Raw genomic sequence first — 24,953 nt, forward strand, 5'->3', positions numbered from 1 at the left:
TTCCTCTCACCCTTTTCTTTTGGAGGTGCTTATGAAGAAAGCGTTGATTATTCTAGTACTTCTTATTTCGTTGATGCTTTTAGGAATTGAAGTTCAGATTAATCTGGATCATCTTGAGTTTCTCAGAGATCATTTTGCCGTTGAGGGAGAAAGTGAAATCGGTTACTGGATCTATGCAGACAGGCTTCCTGATGGCAATTACAGGCATGCCGACGCTCCGGGCGAAGGAGTGACATGCGTCGACGATGTTGCAAGGGCTGCAGTTCTATATTTGAGGCTTTTTGAAATCTCTGGAATGGAACAACACTACGATCGCGCTAAAGAAGCTCTCGAATTTGTTCTTTCCATGCAGGACAGTGATGGAGATTTCTATAATTTTGTCTTCGAGGATGGTAGCATCAACAGAAACGGTCCCACATCAAGAAAAGGAGGCAACTGGTGGGCGGCGAGAGCTCTGTATGCTCTTGCGAAAGGGGCTCGGGTTTCTCAGAATCTCGATCCAGAGTTCTCGATGCGCTTGGCAGATGCGGCCCAACGTTGTTTTCGAAAAATCATCGGTTTTGAGCGTGACGGTCTTATCCAGGGATACACTGATCTTTCCTCAGTAGTTCTTCTTGGAGCGGCGGAGTTGTATTCCATGAGCAACGATGCGCTATTGGGAGGTTTCATAAAGAGATGCGCAGCTGCTTTGCAGAGCAAAGTCATTCAGAATGAGGACTCTATTTTCAATGGTCTTGTCGACGAATCATCGCCTTCAGAACCGAGATACTTCTGGCACGGGTGGGGTTCAAGACAGCTGGAGGCGTTGGCAGTGGCGGGAGAGATTCTGGGAGACGACAGCCTTCTTGAAATCTCGACAGAATCATTCAAGCAAAGCTCTTTGCTCCTTATAAACGCGGGGCCCCTTTACTCAATTTCGAGCTATTTACAGCTTTTCCCACAGATCGCCTATGCAGCTGAATCGGCAATTTCAGCGGGCTTCAGACTATATCACTTAACCGGCGATAGGGATTTTGCAGCCATAACGGCTCTTCTTGGGAGTTGGTTCCTTGGGGTCAACAAATTGAATCAGTCAATGGTAGGAAAGAACGGGGAGGGATTTGACGGACTTGAGTTCACACATGTGAACAAAAATGCGGGAGCGGAATCAACAATTTCCATGCTTCTTTCTCTGGAAAGAATCAAGAGACTTCCCGAAGAGTACGGAGATCTGTTCTCAGCAGCGATAGAGGTTCTCACCCCGGTAGTGGTTTTGGAAGCTGAATCTATGAGGGCGGGCCTTTCAGAATCGGAGATTATTCAGAGTACTGGAGTCTCAGGAAGTGCGGTGACCAAAATTTCCGGAGCATTTAGCTTACGTCAACCAGTCACCCTCGTAGAGGCTTCCTATTCAGTCTTTGCAGCTATAAATGAAGCAAAAACGAATGAAGTGGTTTTCACCTTGAGAATGGGAGAATCAAAATCGGAAAAGACGATAAGAATCGAAGAGAAAACAGTGCAGAAGCTAGGAGTCCTCAAGGGAAATGGAAAAGAGACAACGCTTACGGTCGGAGGAAAAGTGAGCGAAGGAAGCTTTGACATCGATCAGATCATTCTAGTGCCAGACATCGTTGCAGTTTATCTCGTTGAAGATGACGTAACGATTGTCTTCAATTTCAAAGGGTGCAGTGAATTTGACGAGGGAGTATCCGTAATCGATGGCAGGGTGTTTGAGAGAGAAAAGAGCGTTTTACAAGTACCGGTGCTTCCAGTAAGCCTTATTGAGATGAATGGTTTTGTCCACCTAGATCTGCTCAAGTATTTTGATAACAACGGAATTGCTACCTCTGACGAAAGGAAAACAGCAAACTTCGATAATCCTCAGGGACAATTCGGAGCTTCCTACATATCCTCGGAGCTTGAGAAAGCTATCGATTCCGGTTTTCTTGCTGTAGAAGACACCGAATTCATGGTTAATGTAGACGGAAACGACAACTTCAGGCTTACAGGACAGGCGTTGACATTTTCGGCAGAAATGTTCGATAAGATCTGCATTCTTGGTGCGGCGAATCACGGTGATTACACAGGTGAAGCTCTTCTAATTTATGAAGACGACTATCAGCAAGTGATTCCATTGTCTTTTTCCGACTGGTGTGGAGGTCCCTCTACAGGAGAGAAGATCGCATTCGAGTTTTCAGGTAGATATGATAATACAGGCAACACGGAGAGAATAAAATGCATGTTGTATTACTGTTGTATCAATCTTCTTGAGAAGCCTTTGAAGGGAATAGTATTACCTCAAATGCCTAATGTACATGTTTTCGCAATTTCTCTTTCTAGAGCTGAACCCGGTTCTCAGGAAGAGTAACTGCGGATTTTAGAACATAAATTTTGATGTGGAAGACCCATTGCATGATAAGAACATATGCCCTTTAGAAAACTAGATACCAAAATGAATTCGGGATGACACTGAACGAGATCCCAAAAGAGAAGTCTCAAGCAGGAGAGCTTTGGGGCAGACTCCACGGGATGACAGCGAATAATTATTCGAAAATTCGCTGAGGGTTGAATATACAGAGATCTTTCAAAGGCCACTGTAGGGGTTACATCCTCAGTAGCACTGAAAGCCGTGAATGGGTCAACTGCTTTCGTTATCGAGACCCCAGACCCTATACTCTATACCCTGCTCCTAATTCCATGCTGAACTTCTTTCAGCATCTTGATCTTGGCTTTTGAAATTGACCAAGAACGAGGAACAGATTCTCGCACTTGAACGAATAACAGGTTTTCCCTCGGCGAACGGCGACCACTCTCTTGCTCTTCCTACCTCTGACCCCTAACCTCGGTTTATTTCTAAGCCCAGATCCTGAACAGGAGCACTTCAGGATGACAAAATATGTTCGTTCTGATCCGCGGGCGTAATTTTCTTCTTGAGGACTGGTTCAAGCTCTTATTCTTTGCTCCTGACCAACCTCCGACCCCCAACACCGATCTTCCCCTCTTTCAGGCCATCACCACCATATGCCACCACGAAGCCAGGTTTCAAACCTTGACACTGTATCTGGCCGGTGATAGAATCTACTATACGGATGCGTAGCTCAGCGGAAGAGCGCTTCCTTCACACGGAAGAGGCCACAGGTTCAATCCCTGTCGCATCCACCAGAATAGATAAGGGAGTCAGTTGGACTCCTTTTTCGTTTTCCTTCGTGTTCTCTTTGGTTTTTCTTGCTTCTTCGCGAACTTGATCTCATATGAGGTAGGAATAGGCCACGTAAAGCCCACCGAGATTTCTCTCTTCAGAGATTTGGCAAGATTCTTCTGGTTTTCTGGCGTAAGGATTCCCGACATGTTCTGATAAACTTGAACGGTTGCCGAGCTGATAGTTTCATCTTCAAAGCCTCTCGCGAGATCCTTAAGCAACCTCTGATAAACTGCTCTCGGAGACTCGATTCTCCCGGTTCCCTTGCAAATCGGGCAAGAAGAGTATAACTTGGATCCAATGGCTGCAGACGATCTCTTCCTTGTCATTTCTAGAAGTCCCAGCCTCGTGAATCCCATGATCATTGTCCTGGCCTTATCTTTCTTGAATTCACCTGTTAGACTGGAAATAATCTTTTGACGATCTTCATCGCTTTTCATGTCAATGAAGTCGATTACAACTATTCCGCCTATGTTCCGGAGTTTGAGCTGTCTTGCTATTTCTGAAGCTGCCTCCAGGTTTGTATTTAGAGAGGTTTCGGAAACGTCGTTGCCGGAAACATTGCTTGCCGAATTGACGTCGATTACCGTCATGGCTTCAGTTCTGTCTATGTAGATATTTCCTCCGCCCGGTAGAGAAACCATTCTCGTGTAAAGGATCTTCATCTTCTCGTACACTTCTTCGCTTGCGAAGGCATCGCCCTCGACATATCTTACGACTGGTTTGAAGCCCGATTTGAACTTGCTGATTCCGGCCACTACGTCGTGCCAAAGCTCTTCCGAGTCAACCACTATTTCTTTCGTGTTTTCAGTAAGTCTCTCTCTAAGAATGTACTCGACAAAGGATGGTTCCTCGTATAGAATCTTTGGTTTTCTGCTTCTCCTGAACGTCTCGCAGATCTGATTCCAGTTGGTACGCAGACTCTCAAGCTCTTCTTTTATTGTCTCGTCGCCAACACCAAAAGCGGCTGTGCGGAATATCACACCTTCCTTGTTTTCTAAAGTGGACTTCGCAACTGCGGTAAGTCTTTGTCTTTCTTGCTGGTCCGTAATCTTCTTAGAGATTCCGATATGTTTTGAAAAGGGAGTGTACACCAAACTCCTTCCGGGGATGCTGACTTTCAGAGTTATTTGAGGTCCCTTCGAGCCGATAGGATCCTTGCTGACTTGTACGAGAACCTTGTTGTTCTTTTCAAGTTTTGGTTGTCCCGATGCATCCTTGAATCTTAGAAAAGCATTTCTTCCAATTCCAATATTTACAAAAGCAGCTTCCAGACTGGGAACAACATTCTCTACCTTACCCAGATAGATATTTCCAGTGACACTTTCGCTGTCCATATCTTCAAAGAATATCTCTTCGAGTTGATCACCGTCAAGCGAAGCAATCCTGACCTCGTCTTCGATTCGACTGAAGACTATAGTCTGTGTTCTGTTATTCTGTATTCTTGCCACCGCCCTTTCATTTCTATAGACAGAACTAGATTTCAGTTTTTCTACAACCAGTATATCTCATCGGATAATAAAAAAGCGGGCCACCTTCAGGTGGCCTTTCGCTATTCAGTCATTTCAATTAGTCCTATGGATCCATTCTTTCTGGTATAGAGAACATTCACTTCATCTGTGTCAATGTTTCTGTAAACGAAAAAAGTGTGGCCTAACATCTCCATTTGAAGCACGGCCTCTTCCTCGGTCATAGGTTTAATAGTGAACTTCTTGCGTCTTGTTATCATTGTGGAGTGGTCTTCCTCAAACTTGGAGGGAATTGAATCGAGGTTTTCCTTAAGGCCGTTTTTATGTTTGTAGCGAGTTCTCTCCTTGAATCTCTTAATCCTTCTCTCAAAGGCATCCGATGATGAATCAACGACCGTATAGAAGTCACTGCCCTTCTCCTCGACACGAACCATGACACCTGGCAGGTGGGCGGTCGCTTCGATCTTGTAAAAAGCTCTTTCCTTCGAGAGCCTGAGATCCATCGAGATTAGCTTCTCCTCGTTGACAACTTTCGACACTTTCGAGAACCTCTTGTCGATGTAGTCTTTCATGGAGTCTGTTACAGTTACGTCTTTAGAGTAGATGTTGTAATCCATGATAACCCTCCTCTCGCGTGATGTGACTCAAGTTGCGTTATTACATGTTATCACAATATCAAAGACCGTTACAGTGCACCGGGATCATGGTCCTTCTAGGGAACCTCTCTCATGGTTTCGATCTGGAACAGTTCTACTGAGCAGAGATTACCCCAGCTGTTCTTTAAAAGAGAAGCGAGTTGAACTGGAAGTATTTTGAACCTGTCAAGTTCATCAATTCTTACCCACTTCGCATCGACCAGAGTTGGGATTCCCGGATTATCTGGATCTGATCCCAGCTTCAACTTTCCTGAGACATAATCGCAGGAGAATATCACCTCCAGAAGGCTTTCTCTTTTGAATTCCTGAAGTGCAATGACAGAGCGTGGGGAAACCACTACTTGAGTCTCCTCCCTTATCTCTCTCTTGATTGCACTGAAAAGATCTTCGTCCGATTCGACAAAGCCGCCAGGGAAACACCAGAAGGGAGGTCTGTCGTGATGCTCATGACGAACAAGAAGGACAGATTCGTTTTTAATAATGAGAGCTCTCACTTTAATACGATGTGTATTCTTCATATGCACACCTCAACCATACCTCAACTTAAGTATATCACCTCTCCGCTCATTGATTGATATAATGTGAGATGAGATAGGAGGTCATGGAATGCGCTATTCAAGAGTTAGAACGGTTACAACTGTTGGTCTGAAAGTTCTGGATGTTCTTGTTGAGCTGGATATTGACAGTAGGGCAGTCATCCAGGAAATGGATATTGTAGGTCTAGGAGACACCGTTATTAAGGAGAGCAAGAAGAGGGTGAAGAGTGCCGTCAAGAATTCTGGGATTGAGCTTCCGAATGGAAGGATAACTGTGAACCTCGCTCCTAGCGATGTGAAGAAGGAGGGTTCTTATCTTGATCTTCCAATAGCTGTGGGGCTTCTCAAAGCCACTTCAAAGATTAACGCCGACCTATCAGACTTTGTCTTCTTTGGAGAGCTAGGTCTTGATGGAAGCTTGAGAAGAGTAAGGGGAGTATTGCCGATTTTGCTTTCACTTTCAAGAAGGGCAAAGGGTATGAAGATAGTGCTACCTGCTCCTAACAGACAGGAGGCTTCAATAGTAGACAATTTGACAATATTTACGGCCGATAATCTAAATGATCTGGTCGGTTTTCTAAACGGGTATATAGAGAAGTCTCCCATCGCTTATTCGCAGCCAGAACTTGGTAATGTTAGTGGGCCGGACATGTCTGAGATCAAAGGTCAGGAGTTTGCCAAAAGAGCTTCCGAAGTTGCTGCTGCAGGTGGTCACAACATCTCTCTTCGAGGTTCACCAGGATGCGGCAAGACAATGCTTGCACGCAGGATTCCGTCAATTCTTCCTCCTTTGACTATGGAAGAGGCTATTGAGACAACGATGATTTACAGTGTTGCGGGCCTTCTTGGAGAGAAAGGACTAATAAAGGAGAGGCCTTTTAGATCGCCGCATCATACTGCGTCGACAACGTCCATTGTCGGAGGAGGCAATGACGCAAAGCCGGGCGAGATTAGTCTGGCTCATAATGGAGTTTTGTTCATGGACGAGTTCCCGGAATTCAGAAGAGATGTTATCGAGGCTCTCAGACAGCCGCTAGAGGATGGAGTGATAACAGTGGCCAGGGCAAAGCTAACTGCGACATATCCAGCAAGGTTCATGATGGTTGCTGCTCAGAATCCCTGTCCCTGCGGGTGGTACGGAGATAAAACTAGAGAGTGTACATGCTCTTGGTATGACATACAGAGGTACAACAGAAAGATCTCGGGTCCAATGGAAGATAGAATAGACATCTTTGTGGATATGCCAAGACTAGATTTCGACAAGTATATGGAAAACTCGACGACAGAAAGCTCGGACGAAATTCGGAAGAGGGTCATTGCGGCAAGAAAGAGACAGTCGGAGAGATATGATGGAATGAGCATATTTTCGAATAGTCAGCTTGGTCATGCCTTGCTGAAAGAATACGTCCCACTCGATACTGCATCGAGATCACTTCTTTCGGCGGCCATGGATAAGATGAAATTAACCGCAAGGGCCATTGATAGAGTTCTAAAAGTAGCACTCACAATTGCCGATCTCGAAGAAAGCAAAGTCGAGGCCAGGCACATTGCAGAGGCTTTGCAGTATCGAAGAAAGACCTAGAGTTCATAGTTCAAGGTATTCATAAGAGATCTTACCAGAAGAAAACTAAACGGAATGACGAACAATGAGTATACAAGCACCGACGTGATTCTTCCAAAGTTTGGTAAATAGACCCATGTTGCAACACCTATTAAGAACAGATAACTGAGACCGAACCATCTGTATCTGCGAGAAAGCTCAGTGCAAATAATAATAACGATACCGGGCAGCATTTCTATCAAACCAACCGTAGAAAAACCGTGGGAAAAAAGAGCGAATCCTACAAATATCAAGCCCACCGATCTTCCAATGATTGAAACCAACTGCTTTCTCTCAAGGGTGAATCCGGAGAAAAAGACGGCCTTTGCAACAAAAGGAATAAGGATGAAAGAGATCGCAGCGTCGATCGTAAGGGTGTAACTCATACCAATATAAAAGATGGCTAAAACGAAGCTTATTCCTAAAGCCATATTAGATGAAAAACTGTCGATTGCCTTCTCCCTTTCGTCAAATCCGGGGATCAATCGGAGCATCCTCAGTGAAGGAAAGAGATAGAGGCCCAGTAAGAGTAGAGAATACCAGCCTCCCGCCGTTCTAATGAGAGAAACTGATAGGATAATTATGAAGACATCAAATATCAAGATACCCGTTTTAAGCAACACCTAATCACCCTCTTCCAGTTCAAAGAGTTCTTCGACAGTACAGTGAAGGATATTTGCGAGCTTAAGAGCAAGTTTTGCTGAAGGATTGAATTTTCCTTTTTCGACTGCAATTATTGTCTGCCGGCTTACTCCAGCTATTCTTGCCATATTGTCTTGTGTCATTTCTCCATTCTTGAATCTAAATTCCTTCAATCTGTTCTTCATAGCCATCACCTGGGTCAAGTGTACATAACACTTTACATAATGTCAAGTATTATAAACATTTCATCTTTGTAGATCAGCCTACTCAGGTAAAGATATAACGTTTGAAGAAAGGAGTAAAGAGTTTCTTTTGTCATAACGCATAAGTCACACTATAAGACTAAAAGACTAGATTGTTTTTGAGATGTTCCGGGGGGTGGATACATGAAATCTGGAATCTTAGAAAAGATTGATCTTGCTTTCAAGTCTGTGAATCCTCGTTTGAGGAGGTGAAATAGTGAAAGCAATTGCCTTCAATGGAAGTCCAAGGATGGAGAGAGGCTACACTTCAAGACTGTTATCTTCGCTCTTAAAGGGCATCCAAAGCGCGGGATGCGATACTGAGCTCTTCTACACAAACACTTTTTCACCACTACTTTGTACTTGCGGAAGTATGCACTGCTGGGATATAGAGCCTGGAATCTGCTGCATGAAGGATAGTATGCAACCGATTTATGAGAAAATCAAAGAATCTGAGATTCTCGTACTGGCAGCTCCAGTTTACATTCCGTTGTCGGGAGCGATGCAGAATCTCATAAACAGGCTATGTCCTATGATAGATCCAGTACTAAGTATTGTTGATGGCAGGACTCGGGCCAAGCTGAGAGCCGGCTGGAAAACGAAGAAGATTATGCTGGTATCTACAGGCGGCTGGTGGGAAAAGGAAAACTTCGACACTCTTATAAGAATCGTACGTGAATTGGCGGAGAATGCTAGCGTAGTGTTTTCCGGTGCTTTGATCAGGCCTCATGTTCACCTAATGTTTGACAGGGGAGATCCGACAGATGAAGGAAAAGAGATACTTCTCAAAGTTGAGGAGGCGGGCTACGAACTCGTAAGAAAAGAGACAATAGACGATGATCTTCTGAAATTCATTAGCCGACCGCTGATCTCTCATGAGACATTCGTCGAAATGTGGAACAGGTGACGATTCTCCGGGAAAACATTCATGAATCTACATAGGAGACATTTTCTTTGGGGAACTCAGTAAGTGTTGATAGAAGTGAGCGCTTCATGTTCGAAAAGTGATAGTTTTCTGGTAATTCTTGTATCATACGTTATGAGATCTCTCATGGGCACATAGCTTGTAGATATTACTCTTGGTTGCATATTCTTGCAGATTCTTATACATAGAAAAAGAACAAATCGATCGTGAATTCTGATCTGCATTTGTCAAAGGGGAATTCTTCGAATAGTTGTTTAACGGTTATTCTTTCATTAGGTGTGTGTCATCCGAAGTGTTTCACTGCTGATAACTCTTGCTGGCCGTTTCGGTTTACTGGGTTCGTTCATCGGAGATAGGATTCAACTGAAGTTCTGCGGATGCTCCATACGTGCTCTAACGCTAACTTCATCCTTCGTCTAGAGTCTTTCCACTGAAGAAAGCAACCTGTCTTTCAAGATGTAAGCATATCGCTTCTATGTCTTCTAGATCTACTCTGTTTTCATCTTCTCGCTCGGGATGAAAGGCAAAACGCGGATCCATGTGAACAATCACTCGATCACGACGATTCTTTAGTTTCTTAATTCGTTCTGCAAGGAGGGCTTCCTCTCTATCAAAATCGTCCATTATTCGATATAATTCTCGCCGAAAGTGTTTTGGGCAGCCTTGTCGGATATACTCTCGAAAACTCTTCATGGTGAAGCCACTGTTGCGTACCAGTTTGGACGCCCTTATTATAGAGGTATCGAAAAGTGAATCCATTATCACGGGGTGGGTTGAAGTTTTGTAGAGCTCGATTTCAACCCTGAGAAGATCAGTCTCGTCTTTAAGAACCTTCAGTCTTACAAGGTAACCCTTTTGCTTTTCCGGTTTGACCATAGAAAGAACATCCATATTTCAATTATGCTATTTGCGAAGAACAAAGCTAGGAGAAAAATAAAGAGCGGGAATCACCCGCTCTTCACTTACTTTTCAATAATAACCTTAAGGTGTCCACTTCGTGTATATCATAGGTTGCTGAACAGGGCCTGCCACAGAACGCTCTGTCAAAGTCCATGACGTAGTCGAAGGACTTCCACCCTTTATTGCCGTATAACACTTGTACAACAATGCGGGCAGTGTGTCTATGGATTTGCTAGAGGCGTATGATGTGACTTCTGGCCAGCCTGTGCCGGTAAAGGAAGAGAGTTTTTGCAGGAAGTCACCCGACCACTCAACATACATGTCGTCAGGATTGTAATCCACCGCACCACCAGCGCTGTCCCAGTCTGGATATGCACCCTTGGTAGCGGTAGTAGTAGTTATTATTATTTCGACATTTGAAGGGATTACTCCGTCGGATTTTAGACCCTCAAGCCAGCTACCAGAATGACAAGACTCGATTATTATTAGGAACCTCTTGCTAGAGTGCTCGAGAATATAGCTTCTAAGTTGATTTGCGTAGAAAGTCGTTCCCCCGAGATTCATGAGGTTCGTGTTTCCATGTGCAATAAAATATAGGGTCATGTCGGTAACCTTTTTTGTGGTGAAAAGGTCGTCCATTGCAGCTCGCACAGCAGTCCAGTTTGGTAAAGCTGCGCCAGATAAATATTTCACATCCTTTACTTTGTCAGTTCCCATTATTGTCTTGAAAGCGGTGGACATGAGATCCCTTACATCTCGGGCCTCCGCGTAAAGATTCTGTGTGGGAGTGAGTCCACTGGTAATTACGGCCCCCTTTATTCTGAAAAACACTTGTGTCCAGTCAACAACAATTCCAGTGATTATTTCCCTGACATACTTCCACTTGTCCCAAATAACTGCTTTAGCATAGAGATTCCGATCGCTCAAAGGTGAAACAATGTTTCCGTTAATCGTTGGCCAGCCTTCGGTGTCTTCTTCAAAAATAGCCTGGCCGCCTTTAGAAATGACGACGAGTTTTCCAGGGTGATCGTAGAATGCACCGGGAGCTTCATCCAGATAAAAGAAATAACCTGCTTCATTTATCCCTTGCAACTGATACTGGAGTTGTTGGCCTCCAGCCGACTCAGATCCAATGACATCGCCCTTAACAACTTCTCCAAGATACAGTCCGGTAAATGGCCCTTCCGGTTCTCCTTCCTCCTCTATGAACTGAATGAACTTTCTTGTGGCAGCTACAACAGGATCTTTTGGAATACAGGAAGATATCATAAGCATTGCAACGAGAGCCGCAACAATAACTATCGATACTCTTTTCAGCCGCATAATATCACCTTCCCGTCATGCGGAGCTTTCCTGTTCATATTCAAGCTGTATGTCAATAAGTCATTGTGCAGGCAGATTATAGTATTGAAAGAACGATATTTACGTTTATATTGACTCAACGATCGATTACGTTATAAATTCGATTGTTAGAGTTTTTCTTGTAAGATTCTGTGTTTAACGTGAGTATCGTAGTAATAACAAAACAAAAAGAGGGAAGTAAATTCGCAGCGGTACTTTTAAGAGAAAGCAGATATTTCAAAATGAAAAAGAGGGTGTTTCCACCCTCTTATGATTATGCATTTTGATCAGTAATACTCAATCTCGCGAGTTTCTTCTTCTTCAACAGTTGCAGTCTCTTTCCAGGTTTCTTTTTCGAGATCAGCAGCGTTCATTACATAATAGCCTACTTTATGCGTGTAGTTTCCCATTGAATCATATTCGTACTCGTATACAACGGCCTCTTTCTCTTCACCAAAGGCGCTGTCGGATATTCTTAGAACAACATCGCCCATCTCGTTGTATTCAAGAATAGATTCAATAGGTTCCGGTTCGCTTCCGGGTTCTGCGAACATATACATGTATTCCAGTTCTCTAATGCTCTGATTCTTATCGTTATATTCGAAGACTGTTTTTGTCATTACCATGCCCATCATTCCAAATGACTCTTCAATTAGATTTCCGTTGTCATCGTACTTCATCGAGATAGTCATTTCAATTTCCTGGCCTTCGCTCATTCCGGATATCTTCTGAGCGATCAGTCTTCCTGCCTCATCATATTCCATGATCAAATTAGAGTCACCTTCGGAGTCTTCAACAACTATTCCAGCAATTCTTCCGTTTTCGACCTTTATTTCGTCGACGTTTTCCTCAACACCATTCTCTCTTCCAGACACAGAAAGTAGTTTTCCATTGGCGTCGTAATTGAAGAGTATCGCACTCTGTTCATTACCGTCTTTGTCATATTCAATCTGCGAAACAAGACTGCCATTCTCGTTGAACGAAAGAACACTGTATCCAGAGAGGAAGAACTCCTCATCGACTCCCAGATCCATTTCGTTCTCCGGGTATAGTATTTTTGCTGACTTAACAGGTCCCCTCAGTCCGAAATCCTCGGTGCTCATAGGAATCATAAACTCCGATTGTCCAAGAGCAATCACAGAGAAAACCAGCAAAACTAAAAATAGAGAGATTCTTTTCACTGCTACACCTCCATGTGCAAAGTTACTATAATCATACAGGAGTTGGGTAAAAACGGTATCATTTATCTTCCCTATAGGCGGGATCATGATGAAAGATTTCTATGTCGATAGGCCCTCTTCTGAGGAGTCAAGACGGATTATGGAGAAGATGTATCACTCGATTCCCGAATCGAGTAATGGTAGGTATTCGCTTTCAGAACTCAGGCCGATTGAGGAAGTCTACTTTGATTTTCTTAAGAGAGGCGATAAATTGCTTGTTTTGAGAGGCCAAGGAGAGATAATTGGGCATGTCCACTTCGGGCCACAGAGGGACGAACGGTTTTCTTCCAGTTTATCTGGACACATCTATGATCTATATGTCAAGAAAGAGCACAGAGGAGAAGGAGCAGGAAGGACTCTTCTTAGGTCTGCTTTAAAGGAACTTAAGCCTTTTTTTCAGAAGATTACCGCCAATACCTATAGATTCGGAGCTGGATGGCATATGCTGAAAAGTGAGGGCTTCAATGAAAAGAGAATTACCTTCAGTACTGATAAACGACTTTCACACTCTAGGATAAATTCTTTCGAAATCTTCCGCGGTCTTCCTGATGATCTTGGAAAAGTCTTTGTCGAAATCTCGTCTTCTCCCAAAATAGTAAAACACCAGCTTCAAATGACACCAAGTGAGCTGTTCTTCAATCTGAATGAAATCATGGACTCTGGAGGTAGAATTCTAATTTGCCGCCAAGATGAAGAAACGGCGGGAGTTCTAATCTATTCTGTCTTCGAAGATCTTATGACTTACAGTCTTCTCGGATTTATAGAATTTGTTTTTGTCAGCGAACATTTTCGCCAAATGGGTATAGGAAGAAACCTACTTTCATTCCTGAGTGAGTATCTATTGGTTAGGGGGGTTGAAGAATCCTTCTTCGAATGTGTATTTGAGAGTGATTATCACTTCTGGTCTAGAGCCACTGGTATGAAAGAATTCTCGGTTCTTCTCGAGAAGAAGCTGGAAAGCTAAGAAGAGAGCAGGATTTCTGAATGAACGTGATGGTCATCTGATCGAATTTGAGTCCTCATCACGATAATTCTGACCAATTTGAGGGATTGGAAGCTGATGCTATAATTAATAAGTCAATCAAACTAAAGGAGAAACTCCCTTGCATAACAAACGTCTTCCACTCTTGCTGACATCTCTGTTAGTGTTCTTTGTGATGTTCGGTCTTGGTTTGCTCTTGCAGCTGAAGCTAAGAGAGCTTGGGGCTTCACTTCTTATGGTCGGGCTTCTTACAACAGTGAGGGGCGCTGTAGAGACTTTTGGTTCTCCGGCCTGGGGAGCGATATCTGACGGACTTAAGAAACGAAAACTACTGATGATATTACTTGTACTCACGCCGGCCCTTCTCTACTTTGCCTATTCAGTAATCGAGACTCCCATAGCATTCATTCTCTTTTCTTCATTAATTGCTTTCTTCACCGCTGGATTCGAACCTATAGCAATGGCCTTGAGCACTGAGCATTCACGGGATTCGGTCAGGAATACTTCAAGAGAACTGTCGATATTGAATACTGCAAATTCAATCGGAATGCTAACAGGCAGAATTATGCTCTCGATTCTTCTAGTCTTTTTCACTGTGAGCCAGGCTATAAACTGGTATGCATTCGTTGCTCTGATTGCTGTCATACCTGTCCTTTTCTTGAAGGAAGAGAAACACCTCGTCTCTCGTAGAAAGGGCTTCTTGAACAGGTTGTTCCCCTTGAAAGAGGATTCTACGCCTCTCTGGGAAAATGGATTATGGGCTGTTTATGCTGGTACTTTCTTGAGACAACTTGGAACGGCTGGAGCCACTTCGATAATTGCAATATATATGACTGAAAGAATTGGTTTGTCAGGAGCGGCTACAGCAATCATTACTTCGATAAACCCCTTTATGCAGATCTTTTCTCATATCTTCTTCGGAAGGGTGATATCGAAGACTGGACCAAGAAAAAGTACGCTGATCGGCATAGGTCTAACAGTATTCACAATGGTTTTCTTTGCCGTGGCAAAGAACTGGGTTTTCATTGCGATTGGGTACTTCTGCCTTGGCATTGCCTTTGGAGCCTTCATAAACGGTGCCGGCACTATGGTATCTCTCTGTTCACCGCCGGGGAGAAGAGCCGAGTTTCTGGGACTTCTTAGGTCGGCCAGAGCCATTGGTTTCATGGTTGGGCCGATGCTGGCCGGAACTGTTGCGGAATATTCTTATTTCGGCATGTTCATTATGATGGCTTCACTCATTGCCACTGGAGGACTAATCGTAATTGTTTTTACGAAGGAACGATTCGTTACAAGCTGAGCTAAACCGGCGTATGATAATCTATTAGAATCTCAGGAGTGACACAAGATCATTCAAAGTGCTTGGGGCAGTTCGGGCAAGAAGAATAGTCAAAGCGGAGGTGAAGGAGTTTGCTGAGATACATCGTGAAAATCCTTGTGTCATCGGTAATAATCGCTCTTGTTTCTGAAGTCAGCAAGAAGTCTGGATACATTGGGGGACTTATAGCATCTTTACCTCTTACTTCGATTTTGGCGCTTTTCTGGCTCTACAACGATACGAAAAATTTAAGTAAAGTTGCTGAACTCTCAACCGGTATTCTCTTATTTGTCCTTCCTTCTCTAATTTTCTTTGTCACTATACCATTGTTTCTCAGAAGAGGCATCAATTTCTACGTAGCACTTGCCTTGTCCAGTGGAGTCATGATGGCAGGCTATGCCTTCTTTTCGCTCATACTTTCGAAGTTTGGGATTAAGCTTTGAGAGAATCCTTAATGGATGATAATCTCATGCCTTTCGTTACCTGTGTAATGCAGAACTGGGCGTTTCCCATCCTGCCAGTTCGAAGACTCATTTATTACAGGGGTCCTCTATATCTGCAAAAAAAAGAACTACCTGAACTAAGTCACCAGAGAATTCTCTCTAATGGTTTTCCTGAAACTGTAGTGGGTTTTGCAGTAATTAACATACTTCGAAAAATGGTAAAGAAGATTCTGTTATCTCAGATAAGTCAGCTTCCTCCATTACAACGACCGTTTTCAATCTGAATTGTGGAATGGTTTATTCTAAGTTGCTTAAGTACCTGTTCGACTTTTTCCAGATAACTATCAAGGCTTACCTTTGAGTTTTCGGCTTCTTTCGTTAACTGGACGTGAGCCTCAACATATATGTCGGATCCATCTGAGGTCCATATATGTATATGGTGAGCGTTATGAACAAAATCAAGTTTTTCAAGTTCCGTTCTTACCATTTCAATACTGTGATCATCGGGAATTCCTTGCATTAAAATCTGCATAGTTTTCTTCAGAAGATGGATTGACTGATAGCAAATATATGCTCCAACTACAATTGTAAGCAAGGGATCGAGAAGCAGAAAATCATACCTGATTATTATCAAGCTGGCTATTATAACGAAAACTGAAGAAAGAGTATCACTAACAATATGTATAAAGGCAGACCTAATATTCAGATTCTGTTTTGATTCCGAAAAAAGAAGGAAGGCAGTAATTACATTTCCAACAAGTCCAACAATGGCAACCCAAAACATCAATTCTCCCTTTATTTCAGCCGGTGAAAGGAGTTTCCTAATAGCCTCGGCAAAAAGGAAAACTGCAATAGCAAGAAGAAAGATGGTGTTAAGTGTTGCGCCAATTATCTCCGCCCGTTTGTAGCCATATGTATAAGTGCTGTTTCTCTCTTTTCTCGAGATCTTTCTAGCAATAAAACTAACAAATAGTGAACTCGTGTCTCCAAAATTGTGTAATGAATCCGAAATCAAAGCAAGACTACCGGAAAACAAACCTCCAAATACCTCGGTAATCGAAATCGTTAGATTCAAGAACACTGAGAATATTAGTTTTCTGTTAGAAGCAAAGGAATTTCCATGATGATGGCCATTAGAAAATCCTTGAGAAAAACTCGAGTGATTCTCTTCATTTTTCATAAGTTTCCCCCTAGTAGAGTTAGATAAAGTTTTGCTTCTATTATAATCCTTAGCTTTAAACAGAGTTTTCGCGGGTGCCCCGTTTCTGGAGCAACTCTCCAGGTTATTAATTCCTTTTCTCGACCTGTTGTCGATGTCGCCTCGGGTGCTCTCAAAAAGCGGTTAATGTTGACCTATTTAGAAATGATTCGGCTCTCCAGCATACTTTATATCCATGTCTTGCACTTCATAATTTGACCAAATCGCTCATAGAAACGGGTACATCAGAAAGTCAAGCAAAGAGATATAAACAAAGTTCTCAGAAGCATCCCAAGTATACTTCAGCCATTATTGGCGAATTTGATTGCTGCCTCGGCAGTCTATGCTACGCAGTCCTCAATACCGGTACAGAAAACGTGGGAAAATGAGTCCAAGAGAGACCCGCATTTTGTCATGTGGCTCCACAAAATGAACAAGGCTGCGTCCTTTCGTTAAGGCTTTTATAACGTGGTCGCTGCAGATTCTAGGTACGATCCGTTCATCAGTGAAGTCTCATCAACAAGTATCGAATTTGGAGTCTAGATCTCTCTTCCTATTCCATAATCTACAGAAAATCCGCTGGACTCATTGCAGTTCAGAACCCGAGATAGAACATGTATAAACCTATCAGGAGGACTAAAGCACCCATAAAGGTTTTCAGTATCAGACTGACTCTGCTGTAGCTGTTGCTTTCTGACAACTTCTGTACTAGCCCGACTGAAGTACCTGCCACAATAGCCAGAATTCCATGGCCGATTGAATACAATAGAAGCAACAGAGCTCCCCAGACGACGTTCCCTTTCCCTGCAACAATTGCCAGAAGAACTATGAGCACAGGTGTAGAACATGGCGACGAAAAAACTCCGGCAAGAATTCCTGCAATGAATGCACCAATAAACCCAGTTCTTCTATTCTTTGAGATCAGATAACTTGATGGAATGATTTCGATAAGCTCCCATGTTTGCAGAGCCATTAGCACCATCAGAATGCCTAAAATGATATACCACCATGGTGTTGAAGTACCCATGAGCTTCCCTGCAAGCGAGGCAATAACTCCAAGAATGGTAAAAGTTACCGCCGCGCCGGCAGCAAAGGTTACTGAAAGCCAGAATGCTCTCCTCATGTTTCTCTGGCCAATTCCTCCAACGTAACCTACGATTAGCGGAATTCCAGACAAGGCGCAAGGAGTTAGAGATGTCAGAATACCCGCAAAAAGAGCCATTACTGGGGCTAGCCAGCCGCTAGAGGTGATTACATCTGAAAGACTTATAAGAATTTCATTCATTCTCAATCCCCATGTCTGCAAGTATTTTCCTCATCTGATCCTCAGTAAGCCCTCCCTGATGAACGGTGAATATATGTTCTCCCGTGTCCTTCATAACGTACTTTGTGAATTCTATCCCAATATCCTTGCTCGGAACATACGGATTTCCTTCAGAGTTTACTAGTACTTGCGTAGGTATTAGCTGAATAGGAAATCCATCAGCGGCCTGCCTGTTTTTCCAAACATCCACGAATTTGATTATGGCCTTTCCCTGCATCTCAGAGTTTAGGTTCCTGAGGACAGGTGCCATCTCTTTGCATGGGATACACGAATCGGCTCCGAAATCTATTATGATTGGAATGCCGTAAACTTTTAGTTCATCCAACCCTATGGCAGTTGCTTCAAGGGTGAAAGCATCTTCGTAAGCAGGTGAAATGATGCCATCGATTTGATTTTCGGCGTGTTTTGACGAATTACTTTTGGAGTCGCTGCCAGCGTTCTTGAATAACCAGATACTTACTATTGCAGCGACTACTAGAATAATAACAACTACTGTGGCAGTCTTTTTCTTCATGATGTGCATCTGCTACCTCCATATGAGCCTTGATTAACCGGGCATTGTTGCTGATTTAGGGATGTCGTAGTAAGAAACTTTCATCACAGGAAAATCCTGGTGATGCTAAGGTAGATTCCCAGGACTATGAAAACTGCTCCGGTAACTGTCCGAGCCCAATATTCGAACTTGTTAATTCGCTTGAACATCTTCGCGACCAGCTTCGTGCTTATGGCAATTCCTATGGCAACAACGACAACAGGTAGGCCTGTTCCGATTCCATAGATTGCAGGAATCAACAGTCTGGACTGTTGATTGACGGCAAGAGGGATTACGCTTCCAAAGAAAAGTGCCGCCGATACAGGACAGAAGGTAAGGGCGAACAGAGAGCCGAGGATCAGGGCACCGAGCAGGCCTTTGCTCTTGATCTTTTCTTGTGATTTTGTATCCAGATTTCTTCCCTTGTTTCTAAAACTTAGAAGTTCAAGAAGAAACATACCAACGATGATCATTATCGGACCAATCAACTTCCCCATGTATTTCTGGAGGAATCTCGACATACCGGGGGCCACCGTCAAGCTAGAAACAAGAATTGCGCCAATGACAACATATGTAGCTACCCTTCCCAGTGTGTAAAGAAGCCCTGCGAAAACCGACTTTCTCGGGCTACCTATATTCCGGCTAATAAATGAAACCGCTGCAATGTTTGTTGTCAGAGGGCAGGGGCTAATTGAGGTAAGAATCCCGAACCAAAGAGCGGAAATCATTGAAATCACTAAATTGTCCATCAGTTAACCTCCAGAAAAGAAGCAACTTCATCTCTCACATATTCAATGTACTGATCTTCCTTTTCTGAAAGATCCCAGGCATGCCACAGTTCCTTCCATTCGGCGGGCTTCCCGTCTATGTATTGCTGGATGACAAGAGTGTTATACATGATAATGTAATCTTCGAGGTAGTGGTAATTCTCCGGAAGGTCTATGTTCACCACTTTCCACCTCAAGGTCCCCGCTTCATACTGTGAAGAAAAGTATGTCTCGACTACTTTCTTCGCGTTTGCCTCCATGTCCAGGCATGCCTTACAACGGATCGTGCCGTGAAAGTAGTAAAGAACAGAGTAATCCACCGGGAGAGAGGGATCACAGATCTCTCCAAGAACATTTTCTCGAGTCTTCGAAGATTCTTGCATAAGATTGATTTCGTCATAAGCAAAATAAGCAATACTGATCGAGACAAACAGCACCAGACAGATTCTAATGATTCTCTTCAGTTTCACGTTTCACCCCCCATGAAAAGAGCAATTACTAATCTAGAATTTCCTTTCCCAGTCTTTTTCGTACCCAAGAACCTCTTCTTGATTCTTTTTCACAGATTTCTTTCTGGGTCAGTGTTCTCTCGCCTCGATCCTTCCATCAAACCGCGTTCATATCGAGCTCAATCAGCGTCTCTTATGAAAACCGCAAAAGATCGAACCATAGAGCTTCAGATCTTGAAGTCAATTGTGTTCTTTGATTTCGACTGCCCCATTTCGTATCCTTTGCCAAGCACAAGAACTAGAGCAAGTTCTGCAGGCAGCCCGACCTCAGTAATTTTCTCAACTGTAGATTTGACATCATACTCAACTCTTCGAAATTCATATGAAATACTCTGCTGGACAACATCAATAATCAAATAGCAGGCCTTGGGATTTCCGTCCTTAGGCCTGCCGACGCTGCCGTCGTTGAAGACGAGTTTTCCCATCGCCCAGCGAACCATCGGGAGATGAGTGTGGCCGTTTACTACAACATCGGCTTTGACGCTCTCCAACACTTTTTGTAGCCTTTCGCTTGAAGTTTCTGGCCTAATGTACTCAAGTAGATGATCTACAGGGCTTCCATGAACAAAAAGAAACTTCACACCTTCTTCTTCGAATTCCAATGTATGAGGAAGTGAACGTAAGAACTCCTTAACTGTAGCTGAAGTATTTGTTATGGTCCAGTTTAAGGACTCGTCTCCAACTTCCGTTTCTCTACCGGGATTATATGCGCAGCCGCAGCTTTTCTTTTCATAACCTATTGCATCATCATAATTTCCCATTATCGTAGGGATTTTAAGGTCGCGAATTCTTTGAACAACCTCTTGTGGCTGAGGGCCATACCCTACTAGATCTCCGAGACAGTAAATTCTTTCAATGTTTTGACTCTCAATATCTTTCAGCACTGCTTCGAGAGCCTCAAGATTTCCATGTATATCGGAAAAGAATGCCAATCTCATTGTTCTTCACCACACTTTCTATGTCTCTCCTGCTTCTTGATTCCAAACTCATCTACAGCGATATCAACGATTTCGTCAACGAATCCCGGGCAATCAGCCATGCTGTAATATCTCCATCTGCCATCTTTCCTAGCTTGAGTCAACCCTGAATCAGCCAGTGCTTTCAAGTGCCTGGAAACTGTAGGCTGTGGGAGCTCAAGCATATCTTCGAATTCACAGACACATAATTCCTCATGAAGCTTGATAAGGCCAAGAAGTCTCAGATTTGTCTCATCGGCAAGACTCTTCATAACGTCGGTAAGATTCCTAGCAAGCGTCTTCACTTAATCCCCCCACCTTTTGAGAAATCGAATGAGTCCTTCCGATTCTTCATGATTGCAACCAGTGATAGCATTACCGGTACTTCGACAAGCACGCCGACTACTGTAGCCAGCGCTGCACCGGAATTCATACCGAAAAGTATGAGTGCAACCGCTATTGAAAGTTCAAAGAAATTCGACGCGCCAATAAACGTCGATGGCGCGGCTTCGGCATAGTCTATCTTTAGCTTTTTCACTGCATAGTATCCAATGTAAAAGATCAGATAGGTCTGAATCACTAAAGGTATTGCTATCAAGACTATGTGAAGAGGATTATCAACTATTGTCTTTCCCTGAAACATAAATACCAGGACAAGTGTTAGAAGTAACCCAATCTTTGTGAACGGATCGAATTTTGGAATGACATTCTCGTTCAGGTATTTCTCTCCTCTTCTTTTCACTACAAGCCTTCGCGTCAGAATCGCCAAAGAAAGAGGAATTGCTACATAGAAGACAACCGACCAGAAAATGGTTGAGAAGGGTACCGGAAAGCCTGTCGATACTCCTATCAGAAGTTTACCCACTGGTGCGAAAAGAAAGAGAATAAACAGATCGTTGATTGCCACCTGTACAAGCGCGTAGTTTATGTTGCCCTTTGCAAGATATGTCCAAACTAGAACCATCGCTGTGCATGGAGCCAATCCCAGCAATACCATCCCAGCAACATATTCATTAGCAAGTCCATCAGGAATCAATGGACTAAAGAATATCTTTATGAAAAGCCACGAGATGAAGGCCATAGTAAACGGCTTGATCGCCCAGTTGACTACCAATGTTACTAGAAGAGGCCTGGAGTTCTTCTGTACGTTGACTATTTCTTTGAACTCAATCTTCAGCATGATCGGATACATCATGAAAAGCAGAACTACTGCTACCGGAACTGAAACATTTGCAATTTGCCAGTTTCCTAGGGAATTTGAGAGACCGGGAAGAATGTTGCCCAGTATGGCCCCCAGAACCATTGCAGCTCCCACCCACACTGTTAGATATTTGCTGAAAACATCAAATCTCTGTTCCAAGTATACTGCCTCCAATATTCTCACATTCGAATATATGAATATGATACACGCCGATTGTTTTCTGGGTTTTTACAGAACGTTAAGTTTCATTGTTGCACAACAATGCAACATAGATTATTCTATAAGTATAGCTTCTTTGGAGGTGTCTGATGAACAAGAGGACAGTAATGCTTTTCAAGGCACTAGGGTGTAGCTGGCGACTGAAGATACTTGAGCATCTTTCAAAAGGTACTATGTGTATTTGCGAGTTCGATGACCTTTATTCGATAGACAAGACAACTCTCTCAAGGCACGTTAAGGCGCTGGTAGATACGGGCCTCGTCAAAGAAAACAGGAATGGCACGAGAAAGGAGCTCAGCATAGCAGATAGAAGAGTCCTGGAGATTATCGAGCTTGCCAAGTCAATCACTGATGTATCATCACAAGAATCGGAGTAGATGACTGTGTACAGCATTGTAATCTATTTCATAACTGGATTGCTTCTAGTTATCTCTCTCATTGCAAGCCAAAAAAAGACAATTCTGGCGCTCAAGAAAGCATGGAGATCATTTGAGGGAATTCTGCCTGAACTGATCGCTATTCTGCTTTTTGTCGGGTTGCTTATCGCGCTGTTGAATCCCGAGACAATCTCACAGCTGCTAGGAGAAAGTTCGGGAGTTTGGGGGTTGCTGATAGCTTCAGTAGTGGGGTCTATCACCCTAATTCCCGGTTTTGTGGCTTTTCCTACGGCGGCCATGTTGCTGAATAATGGAGCCGGTATAACTCAGATAGCTCTTTTCATCTCCACCCTGATGATGGTAGGAGTTGTCACTTTTCCGGTGGAGAAAAAGTATTTCGGAACCAAATTAACGATTGTGAGAAATGTAATGGCATTTGGATTCTCATTTATAGTGGCTGGTCTTATGGGAGCGGTTCTGGGATGAAGGCGAAAAGGTATGTCTTTCCACTATTAATGGCAGCTGTCGTTTCTGCCGTATTTGCTGTCGACAATCAGGTTGGGCGCAATGCACTGAGCATTACTGGATCGAGTTTTTTGGAAATGTTGTCCGTTATTCCTCCAATATTTATTCTCTTGGGTCTTCTCGATGTCTGGATTCCGAGAGAGAAGATTATCAGACATCTGGGAGAGGAGTCAGGAATAAAGGGAATAGTACTTTCCTTTCTTCTAGGGGCAGCTGCGGCGGGGCCTCTATATGGAGCCTTTCCAATAGCAGCGGTCTTCATGAAGAAAGGAGTAAAGTTTTCGAACGTGCTGATCTTCATTGGAGCTTGGTCAACAACTAAAATTCCGATGTTTATGTTCGAGTTGGGATCACTGGGTGCAGGGTTCGCTCTGCTTAGACTGGCGATAAACATTCCAGGAATACTACTTATGTCGATAATACTCGAAAGAATAACCGGAACTGAAAGTATTGAGGAGATATATGCACAGGCTACCAGCCTGAGTGAATAGGAGGCATTTTTGAGATGGAGAAGGATTTGAAGAAAGAAGTTAGGAAATTCGGATTGTTGGCAACTGGTTTTTTTATTTTCTATTTTCTGCCTTTTGGAAGCCAGTATGTGCAGGATGCGATAATTAGCGGTTTTACAATGCTTGGTTCATACGCAAGAGAACACGTACTTCTCTGTCTTGTGCCTGCCTTTTTCATTGCGGGTACTATCACTGTATTTATACGGAAGGACTCAATATTGAAACTACTGGGTCCCGATGCCCGAAAGATCATTTCGTATCCAATCGCCGCCATTTCTGGCGGAATTCTGGCAGTTTGTTCGTGTACGATTCTTCCTCTTTTCGGTGGTATCTACAAACGGGGCGCCGGCCTTGGACCTGCAGTTGCCTTTCTCTTCAGCGGTCCGGCAATAAATGTTGCTGCAATCTTCCTAACTGGAAGTGCTATAGGATGGGAGATGGCACTTGTGAGAATTCTTGGGGCTTCGACCTCGGCAATTCTTATTGGTTTGACGATGCAGGGCATCTTTAGAGAAAAGGGATCAGGAGGTTTTGTGACCCAGGAATCGGATGATCAAATTTCCTGGCCAGAGTCTATTGGTTTTCTGGGTCTCCAGATGACCTTCTTAATTGTTGGCGGCCTGGCTATCGATCCGATAGTTAAGGCATCAATACTAGTTATCTCCGCTGTTGCAGTTTTTGTAATGGCTATACGTTTCAAGAGAGAACTGAGAAATCAGTGGATAGGTGAGACATGGGATTTTGCAAAGAAGATCCTCCCGTATCTTTTCTTTGGGGTTTTTGCGGCAGGAATCATATCCAGCGCGCTTCCGCAAAGTTTTGTGGAATCTCTTCTTGGAGGCAACAGGTTCGGCTCAACTCTCTTCGCATCTGTCTTTGGAGCCTTCATGTATTTTGCGACATTGACGGAAGTTCCTATCGTTCAGTCGCTCATGTCTCTGGGAATGGGCAAAGGTCCTGCCCTGGCGCTCTTCATGGCAGGTAACTCACTTAGTTTGCCCAGCATGATAGTTATCACTAGACTTCTGGGAAAGAAGAGAGCATTCACTTACTTTGGATTGGTAGTGGTATTCTCCACGTTGTGGGGATTCATATATGGAAATCTATTTTAGGATTAAGGAGGTCGTACAATGAAGATCGAAATCTTTGGTTCGGGCTGTCCGAGATGCAAGCAGACAGAAAAGATTATGAAGATGGCCGTTGAAGAGTTGGATTCAGATGCGATAATCGAGAAGGTAACGGACATGATGGCGATTATGGAGAAAGGAATAGTCTCGACTCCTGCTGTCGCGGTCGATGGAAAGATCGTTCTATCCGGGAAAATACCCTCACTAGATGAGGCGAAAAGACTCATCAAAGGTTGATAGAAGAGATGTTTAGGTGA

General features: G+C 43.5%; 27 protein-coding genes and 1 tRNA gene. 12 read left to right on the top strand and 16 right to left on the bottom strand.

Features of this window, described 5'->3' with window-relative positions:
* Nucleotides 1-31: 31 nt before the first annotated feature.
* Nucleotides 32-2,347 (top strand): hypothetical protein, encoded by a 2,316-nt coding sequence (locus Y696_RS08960; RefSeq protein ID WP_121510299.1) that lies wholly within the window; start codon nucleotides 32-34, stop codon nucleotides 2,345-2,347.
* Nucleotides 2,348-3,066: 719 nt separating this feature from the next.
* Nucleotides 3,067-3,141, top strand: a tRNA-Val gene (locus Y696_RS08970).
* Nucleotides 3,142-3,156: 15 nt separating this feature from the next.
* On the opposite strand, the gene Y696_RS08975 is transcribed toward Y696_RS08970, so the two are convergent.
* From Y696_RS08975 to Y696_RS08985, 3 genes are all read right to left on the bottom strand, one after another.
* A complete protein-coding gene (locus Y696_RS08975; protein WP_006488220.1) occupies nucleotides 3,157-4,629 on the bottom strand; it encodes an Rne/Rng family ribonuclease in 1,473 nt (490 codons plus the stop codon).
* A gap of 101 nt (nucleotides 4,630-4,730) precedes the next feature.
* Nucleotides 4,731-5,264: a ribosome hibernation-promoting factor, HPF/YfiA family gene (gene hpf / locus Y696_RS08980; RefSeq protein ID WP_006488219.1), complete on the bottom strand. Its 534-nt coding sequence runs from the start codon at nucleotides 5,262-5,264 to the stop codon at nucleotides 4,731-4,733.
* Nucleotides 5,265-5,359: 95 nt separating this feature from the next.
* Nucleotides 5,360-5,821, bottom strand: a complete 462-nt coding sequence (locus Y696_RS08985; protein ID WP_006488218.1) for an NUDIX domain-containing protein — start codon at nucleotides 5,819-5,821, stop codon at nucleotides 5,360-5,362.
* A gap of 88 nt (nucleotides 5,822-5,909) precedes the next feature.
* Between Y696_RS08985 and Y696_RS08990 the strand changes: the two genes are divergently transcribed.
* Nucleotides 5,910-7,421: a YifB family Mg chelatase-like AAA ATPase gene (locus tag Y696_RS08990; RefSeq protein ID WP_121510301.1), complete on the top strand. Its 1,512-nt coding sequence runs from the start codon at nucleotides 5,910-5,912 to the stop codon at nucleotides 7,419-7,421.
* On the opposite strand, the gene Y696_RS08995 is transcribed toward Y696_RS08990, so the two are convergent.
* Together Y696_RS08995 and Y696_RS09000 are read right to left on the bottom strand one after the other, a co-directional pair.
* The gene (locus tag Y696_RS08995) at nucleotides 7,418-8,062 is read right to left on the bottom strand and encodes a hypothetical protein (protein WP_121510302.1); all 645 of its coding nucleotides are present in this window, start codon (nucleotides 8,060-8,062) and stop codon (nucleotides 7,418-7,420) included. The genes Y696_RS08990 and Y696_RS08995 overlap by 4 nt on opposite strands.
* Entirely contained in the window at nucleotides 8,063-8,266 is a 204-nt protein-coding gene (locus tag Y696_RS09000) for a helix-turn-helix transcriptional regulator (protein WP_006488214.1), read from the bottom strand. It abuts the gene before it with no gap.
* Between the two features lie 274 nt (nucleotides 8,267-8,540).
* Between Y696_RS09000 and Y696_RS09005 the strand changes: the two genes are divergently transcribed.
* A complete protein-coding gene (locus Y696_RS09005; protein WP_121510303.1) occupies nucleotides 8,541-9,230 on the top strand; it encodes a flavodoxin family protein in 690 nt (229 codons plus the stop codon).
* A gap of 423 nt (nucleotides 9,231-9,653) precedes the next feature.
* On the opposite strand, the gene Y696_RS09010 is transcribed toward Y696_RS09005, so the two are convergent.
* From Y696_RS09010 to Y696_RS09020, 3 genes are all read right to left on the bottom strand, one after another.
* The gene (locus tag Y696_RS09010; RefSeq protein ID WP_006488207.1) at nucleotides 9,654-10,124 is read right to left on the bottom strand and encodes a hypothetical protein; all 471 of its coding nucleotides are present in this window, start codon (nucleotides 10,122-10,124) and stop codon (nucleotides 9,654-9,656) included.
* Between the two features lie 105 nt (nucleotides 10,125-10,229).
* Nucleotides 10,230-11,471 carry a C13 family peptidase gene (locus Y696_RS09015; RefSeq protein ID WP_121510304.1) on the bottom strand — a complete coding sequence of 414 codons (1,242 nt, stop codon included), beginning with the start codon at nucleotides 11,469-11,471 and terminating at the stop codon, nucleotides 10,230-10,232.
* Nucleotides 11,472-11,776: 305 nt separating this feature from the next.
* Nucleotides 11,777-12,670: an RHS repeat domain-containing protein gene (locus Y696_RS09020; RefSeq protein ID WP_121510305.1), complete on the bottom strand. Its 894-nt coding sequence runs from the start codon at nucleotides 12,668-12,670 to the stop codon at nucleotides 11,777-11,779.
* 88 nt (nucleotides 12,671-12,758) lie between these two features.
* On the opposite strand from Y696_RS09020, the gene Y696_RS09025 reads away from it, so the two are divergent.
* The 3 genes from Y696_RS09025 (at nucleotide 12,759) to Y696_RS09035 (ending at nucleotide 15,452) form a co-directional block, all read left to right on the top strand.
* Entirely contained in the window at nucleotides 12,759-13,673 is a 915-nt protein-coding gene (locus Y696_RS09025) for a GNAT family N-acetyltransferase (RefSeq protein WP_121510306.1), read from the top strand.
* Between the two features lie 139 nt (nucleotides 13,674-13,812).
* Nucleotides 13,813-14,991 carry an MFS transporter gene (locus tag Y696_RS09030; protein WP_121510307.1) on the top strand — a complete coding sequence of 393 codons (1,179 nt, stop codon included), beginning with the start codon at nucleotides 13,813-13,815 and terminating at the stop codon, nucleotides 14,989-14,991.
* Nucleotides 14,992-15,101: 110 nt separating this feature from the next.
* The gene (locus Y696_RS09035) at nucleotides 15,102-15,452 is read left to right on the top strand and encodes a DUF3147 family protein (protein ID WP_121510308.1); all 351 of its coding nucleotides are present in this window, start codon (nucleotides 15,102-15,104) and stop codon (nucleotides 15,450-15,452) included.
* Nucleotides 15,453-15,699: 247 nt separating this feature from the next.
* On the opposite strand, the gene Y696_RS09040 is transcribed toward Y696_RS09035, so the two are convergent.
* From Y696_RS09040 to arsB, 8 genes are all read right to left on the bottom strand, one after another.
* Nucleotides 15,700-16,632 (bottom strand): cation diffusion facilitator family transporter, encoded by a 933-nt coding sequence (locus Y696_RS09040; RefSeq protein WP_121510309.1) that lies wholly within the window; start codon nucleotides 16,630-16,632, stop codon nucleotides 15,700-15,702.
* Between the two features lie 613 nt (nucleotides 16,633-17,245).
* On the bottom strand, nucleotides 17,246-17,935 hold the full coding sequence (locus Y696_RS09045; protein WP_121510310.1) for a cytochrome c biogenesis protein CcdA: 690 nt from the start codon (nucleotides 17,933-17,935) through the stop codon (nucleotides 17,246-17,248).
* A complete protein-coding gene (locus Y696_RS09050) occupies nucleotides 17,928-18,497 on the bottom strand; it encodes a thioredoxin family protein (protein ID WP_121510311.1) in 570 nt (189 codons plus the stop codon). The genes Y696_RS09045 and Y696_RS09050 overlap by 8 nt, the downstream gene beginning before the upstream one ends.
* Nucleotides 18,498-18,571: 74 nt before the next feature.
* The gene (locus Y696_RS09055; RefSeq protein ID WP_121510312.1) at nucleotides 18,572-19,255 is read right to left on the bottom strand and encodes an aromatic aminobenezylarsenical efflux permease ArsG family transporter; all 684 of its coding nucleotides are present in this window, start codon (nucleotides 19,253-19,255) and stop codon (nucleotides 18,572-18,574) included.
* Nucleotides 19,255-19,743, bottom strand: a complete 489-nt coding sequence (locus Y696_RS09060) for a nitrophenyl compound nitroreductase subunit ArsF family protein (protein WP_121510313.1) — start codon at nucleotides 19,741-19,743, stop codon at nucleotides 19,255-19,257. Before Y696_RS09060 ends, Y696_RS09055 begins: the two co-directional genes overlap by 1 nt.
* 206 nt (nucleotides 19,744-19,949) lie before the next feature.
* On the bottom strand, nucleotides 19,950-20,720 hold the full coding sequence (locus tag Y696_RS09065; RefSeq protein WP_121510314.1) for a metallophosphoesterase: 771 nt from the start codon (nucleotides 20,718-20,720) through the stop codon (nucleotides 19,950-19,952).
* Nucleotides 20,717-21,043 (bottom strand): metalloregulator ArsR/SmtB family transcription factor, encoded by a 327-nt coding sequence (locus tag Y696_RS09070; RefSeq protein WP_006488190.1) that lies wholly within the window; start codon nucleotides 21,041-21,043, stop codon nucleotides 20,717-20,719. Before Y696_RS09070 ends, Y696_RS09065 begins: the two co-directional genes overlap by 4 nt.
* Nucleotides 21,040-22,098, bottom strand: a complete 1,059-nt coding sequence (gene arsB / locus Y696_RS09075; RefSeq protein ID WP_006488189.1) for an ACR3 family arsenite efflux transporter — start codon at nucleotides 22,096-22,098, stop codon at nucleotides 21,040-21,042. The genes Y696_RS09070 and arsB overlap by 4 nt, the downstream gene beginning before the upstream one ends.
* A gap of 149 nt (nucleotides 22,099-22,247) precedes the next feature.
* On the opposite strand from arsB, the gene Y696_RS09080 reads away from it, so the two are divergent.
* Genes Y696_RS09080 through Y696_RS09100 form a run of 5 tightly spaced genes read left to right on the top strand, consistent with a single transcriptional unit; the run spans nucleotide 22,248 to nucleotide 24,933 of the window.
* Nucleotides 22,248-22,535, top strand: coding sequence for a helix-turn-helix transcriptional regulator (locus Y696_RS09080; RefSeq protein WP_006488188.1), 288 nt, complete (start codon nucleotides 22,248-22,250; stop codon nucleotides 22,533-22,535).
* Entirely contained in the window at nucleotides 22,536-23,021 is a 486-nt protein-coding gene (locus Y696_RS09085; RefSeq protein ID WP_121510315.1) for a permease, read from the top strand.
* Nucleotides 23,018-23,551: a permease gene (locus tag Y696_RS09090; RefSeq protein ID WP_121510316.1), complete on the top strand. Its 534-nt coding sequence runs from the start codon at nucleotides 23,018-23,020 to the stop codon at nucleotides 23,549-23,551. Before Y696_RS09085 ends, Y696_RS09090 begins: the two co-directional genes overlap by 4 nt.
* A gap of 14 nt (nucleotides 23,552-23,565) precedes the next feature.
* Nucleotides 23,566-24,681, top strand: a complete 1,116-nt coding sequence (locus tag Y696_RS09095) for a permease (protein ID WP_121510317.1) — start codon at nucleotides 23,566-23,568, stop codon at nucleotides 24,679-24,681.
* An 18-nt stretch (nucleotides 24,682-24,699) separates the two neighbouring features.
* Complete coding sequence (locus Y696_RS09100) at nucleotides 24,700-24,933, top strand: thioredoxin family protein (protein ID WP_006488181.1); 234 nt, start codon at nucleotides 24,700-24,702, stop codon at nucleotides 24,931-24,933.
* The last annotated feature ends 20 nt before the right edge of the window (nucleotides 24,934-24,953 follow it).

Source organism: Mesotoga sp. H07pep.5.4, assembly GCF_003664935.1.
Classification (GTDB): Bacteria; Thermotogota; Thermotogae; order Petrotogales; family Kosmotogaceae; genus Mesotoga; species Mesotoga prima.

Bases quoted from the DNA above. Each gene is read 5' to 3' on its own strand.
- hpf (WP_006488219.1), bottom strand. From the start codon at position 5,264: ATGGATTACAACATCTACTCTAAAGACGTAACTGTAACAGACTCCATG.
- Y696_RS08990 (WP_121510301.1), top strand. From the start codon at position 5,910: ATGCGCTATTCAAGAGTTAGAACGGTTACAACTGTTGGTCTGAAAGTT.
- Y696_RS09000 (WP_006488214.1), bottom strand. From the start codon at position 8,266: ATGAAGAACAGATTGAAGGAATTTAGATTCAAGAATGGAGAAATGACA.
- Y696_RS09095 (WP_121510317.1), top strand. From the start codon at position 23,566: ATGGAGAAGGATTTGAAGAAAGAAGTTAGGAAATTCGGATTGTTGGCA.
- Y696_RS09010 (WP_006488207.1), bottom strand. From the start codon at position 10,124: ATGGTCAAACCGGAAAAGCAAAAGGGTTACCTTGTAAGACTGAAGGTT.
- Y696_RS09045 (WP_121510310.1), bottom strand. From the start codon at position 17,935: ATGAATGAAATTCTTATAAGTCTTTCAGATGTAATCACCTCTAGCGGC.
- Y696_RS09090 (WP_121510316.1), top strand. From the start codon at position 23,018: ATGAAGGCGAAAAGGTATGTCTTTCCACTATTAATGGCAGCTGTCGTT.
- Y696_RS09050 (WP_121510311.1), bottom strand. From the start codon at position 18,497: ATGCACATCATGAAGAAAAAGACTGCCACAGTAGTTGTTATTATTCTA.
- Y696_RS09100 (WP_006488181.1), top strand. From the start codon at position 24,700: ATGAAGATCGAAATCTTTGGTTCGGGCTGTCCGAGATGCAAGCAGACA.
- Y696_RS09085 (WP_121510315.1), top strand. From the start codon at position 22,536: ATGACTGTGTACAGCATTGTAATCTATTTCATAACTGGATTGCTTCTA.
- Y696_RS09025 (WP_121510306.1), top strand. From the start codon at position 12,759: ATGAAAGATTTCTATGTCGATAGGCCCTCTTCTGAGGAGTCAAGACGG.
- Y696_RS08960 (WP_121510299.1), top strand. From the start codon at position 32: ATGAAGAAAGCGTTGATTATTCTAGTACTTCTTATTTCGTTGATGCTT.
- Y696_RS08985 (WP_006488218.1), bottom strand. From the start codon at position 5,821: ATGAAGAATACACATCGTATTAAAGTGAGAGCTCTCATTATTAAAAAC.
- Y696_RS09040 (WP_121510309.1), bottom strand. From the start codon at position 16,632: ATGAAAAATGAAGAGAATCACTCGAGTTTTTCTCAAGGATTTTCTAAT.
- Y696_RS09065 (WP_121510314.1), bottom strand. From the start codon at position 20,720: ATGAGATTGGCATTCTTTTCCGATATACATGGAAATCTTGAGGCTCTC.
- Y696_RS09015 (WP_121510304.1), bottom strand. From the start codon at position 11,471: ATGCGGCTGAAAAGAGTATCGATAGTTATTGTTGCGGCTCTCGTTGCA.
- Y696_RS09080 (WP_006488188.1), top strand. From the start codon at position 22,248: ATGAACAAGAGGACAGTAATGCTTTTCAAGGCACTAGGGTGTAGCTGG.
- Y696_RS09055 (WP_121510312.1), bottom strand. From the start codon at position 19,255: ATGGACAATTTAGTGATTTCAATGATTTCCGCTCTTTGGTTCGGGATT.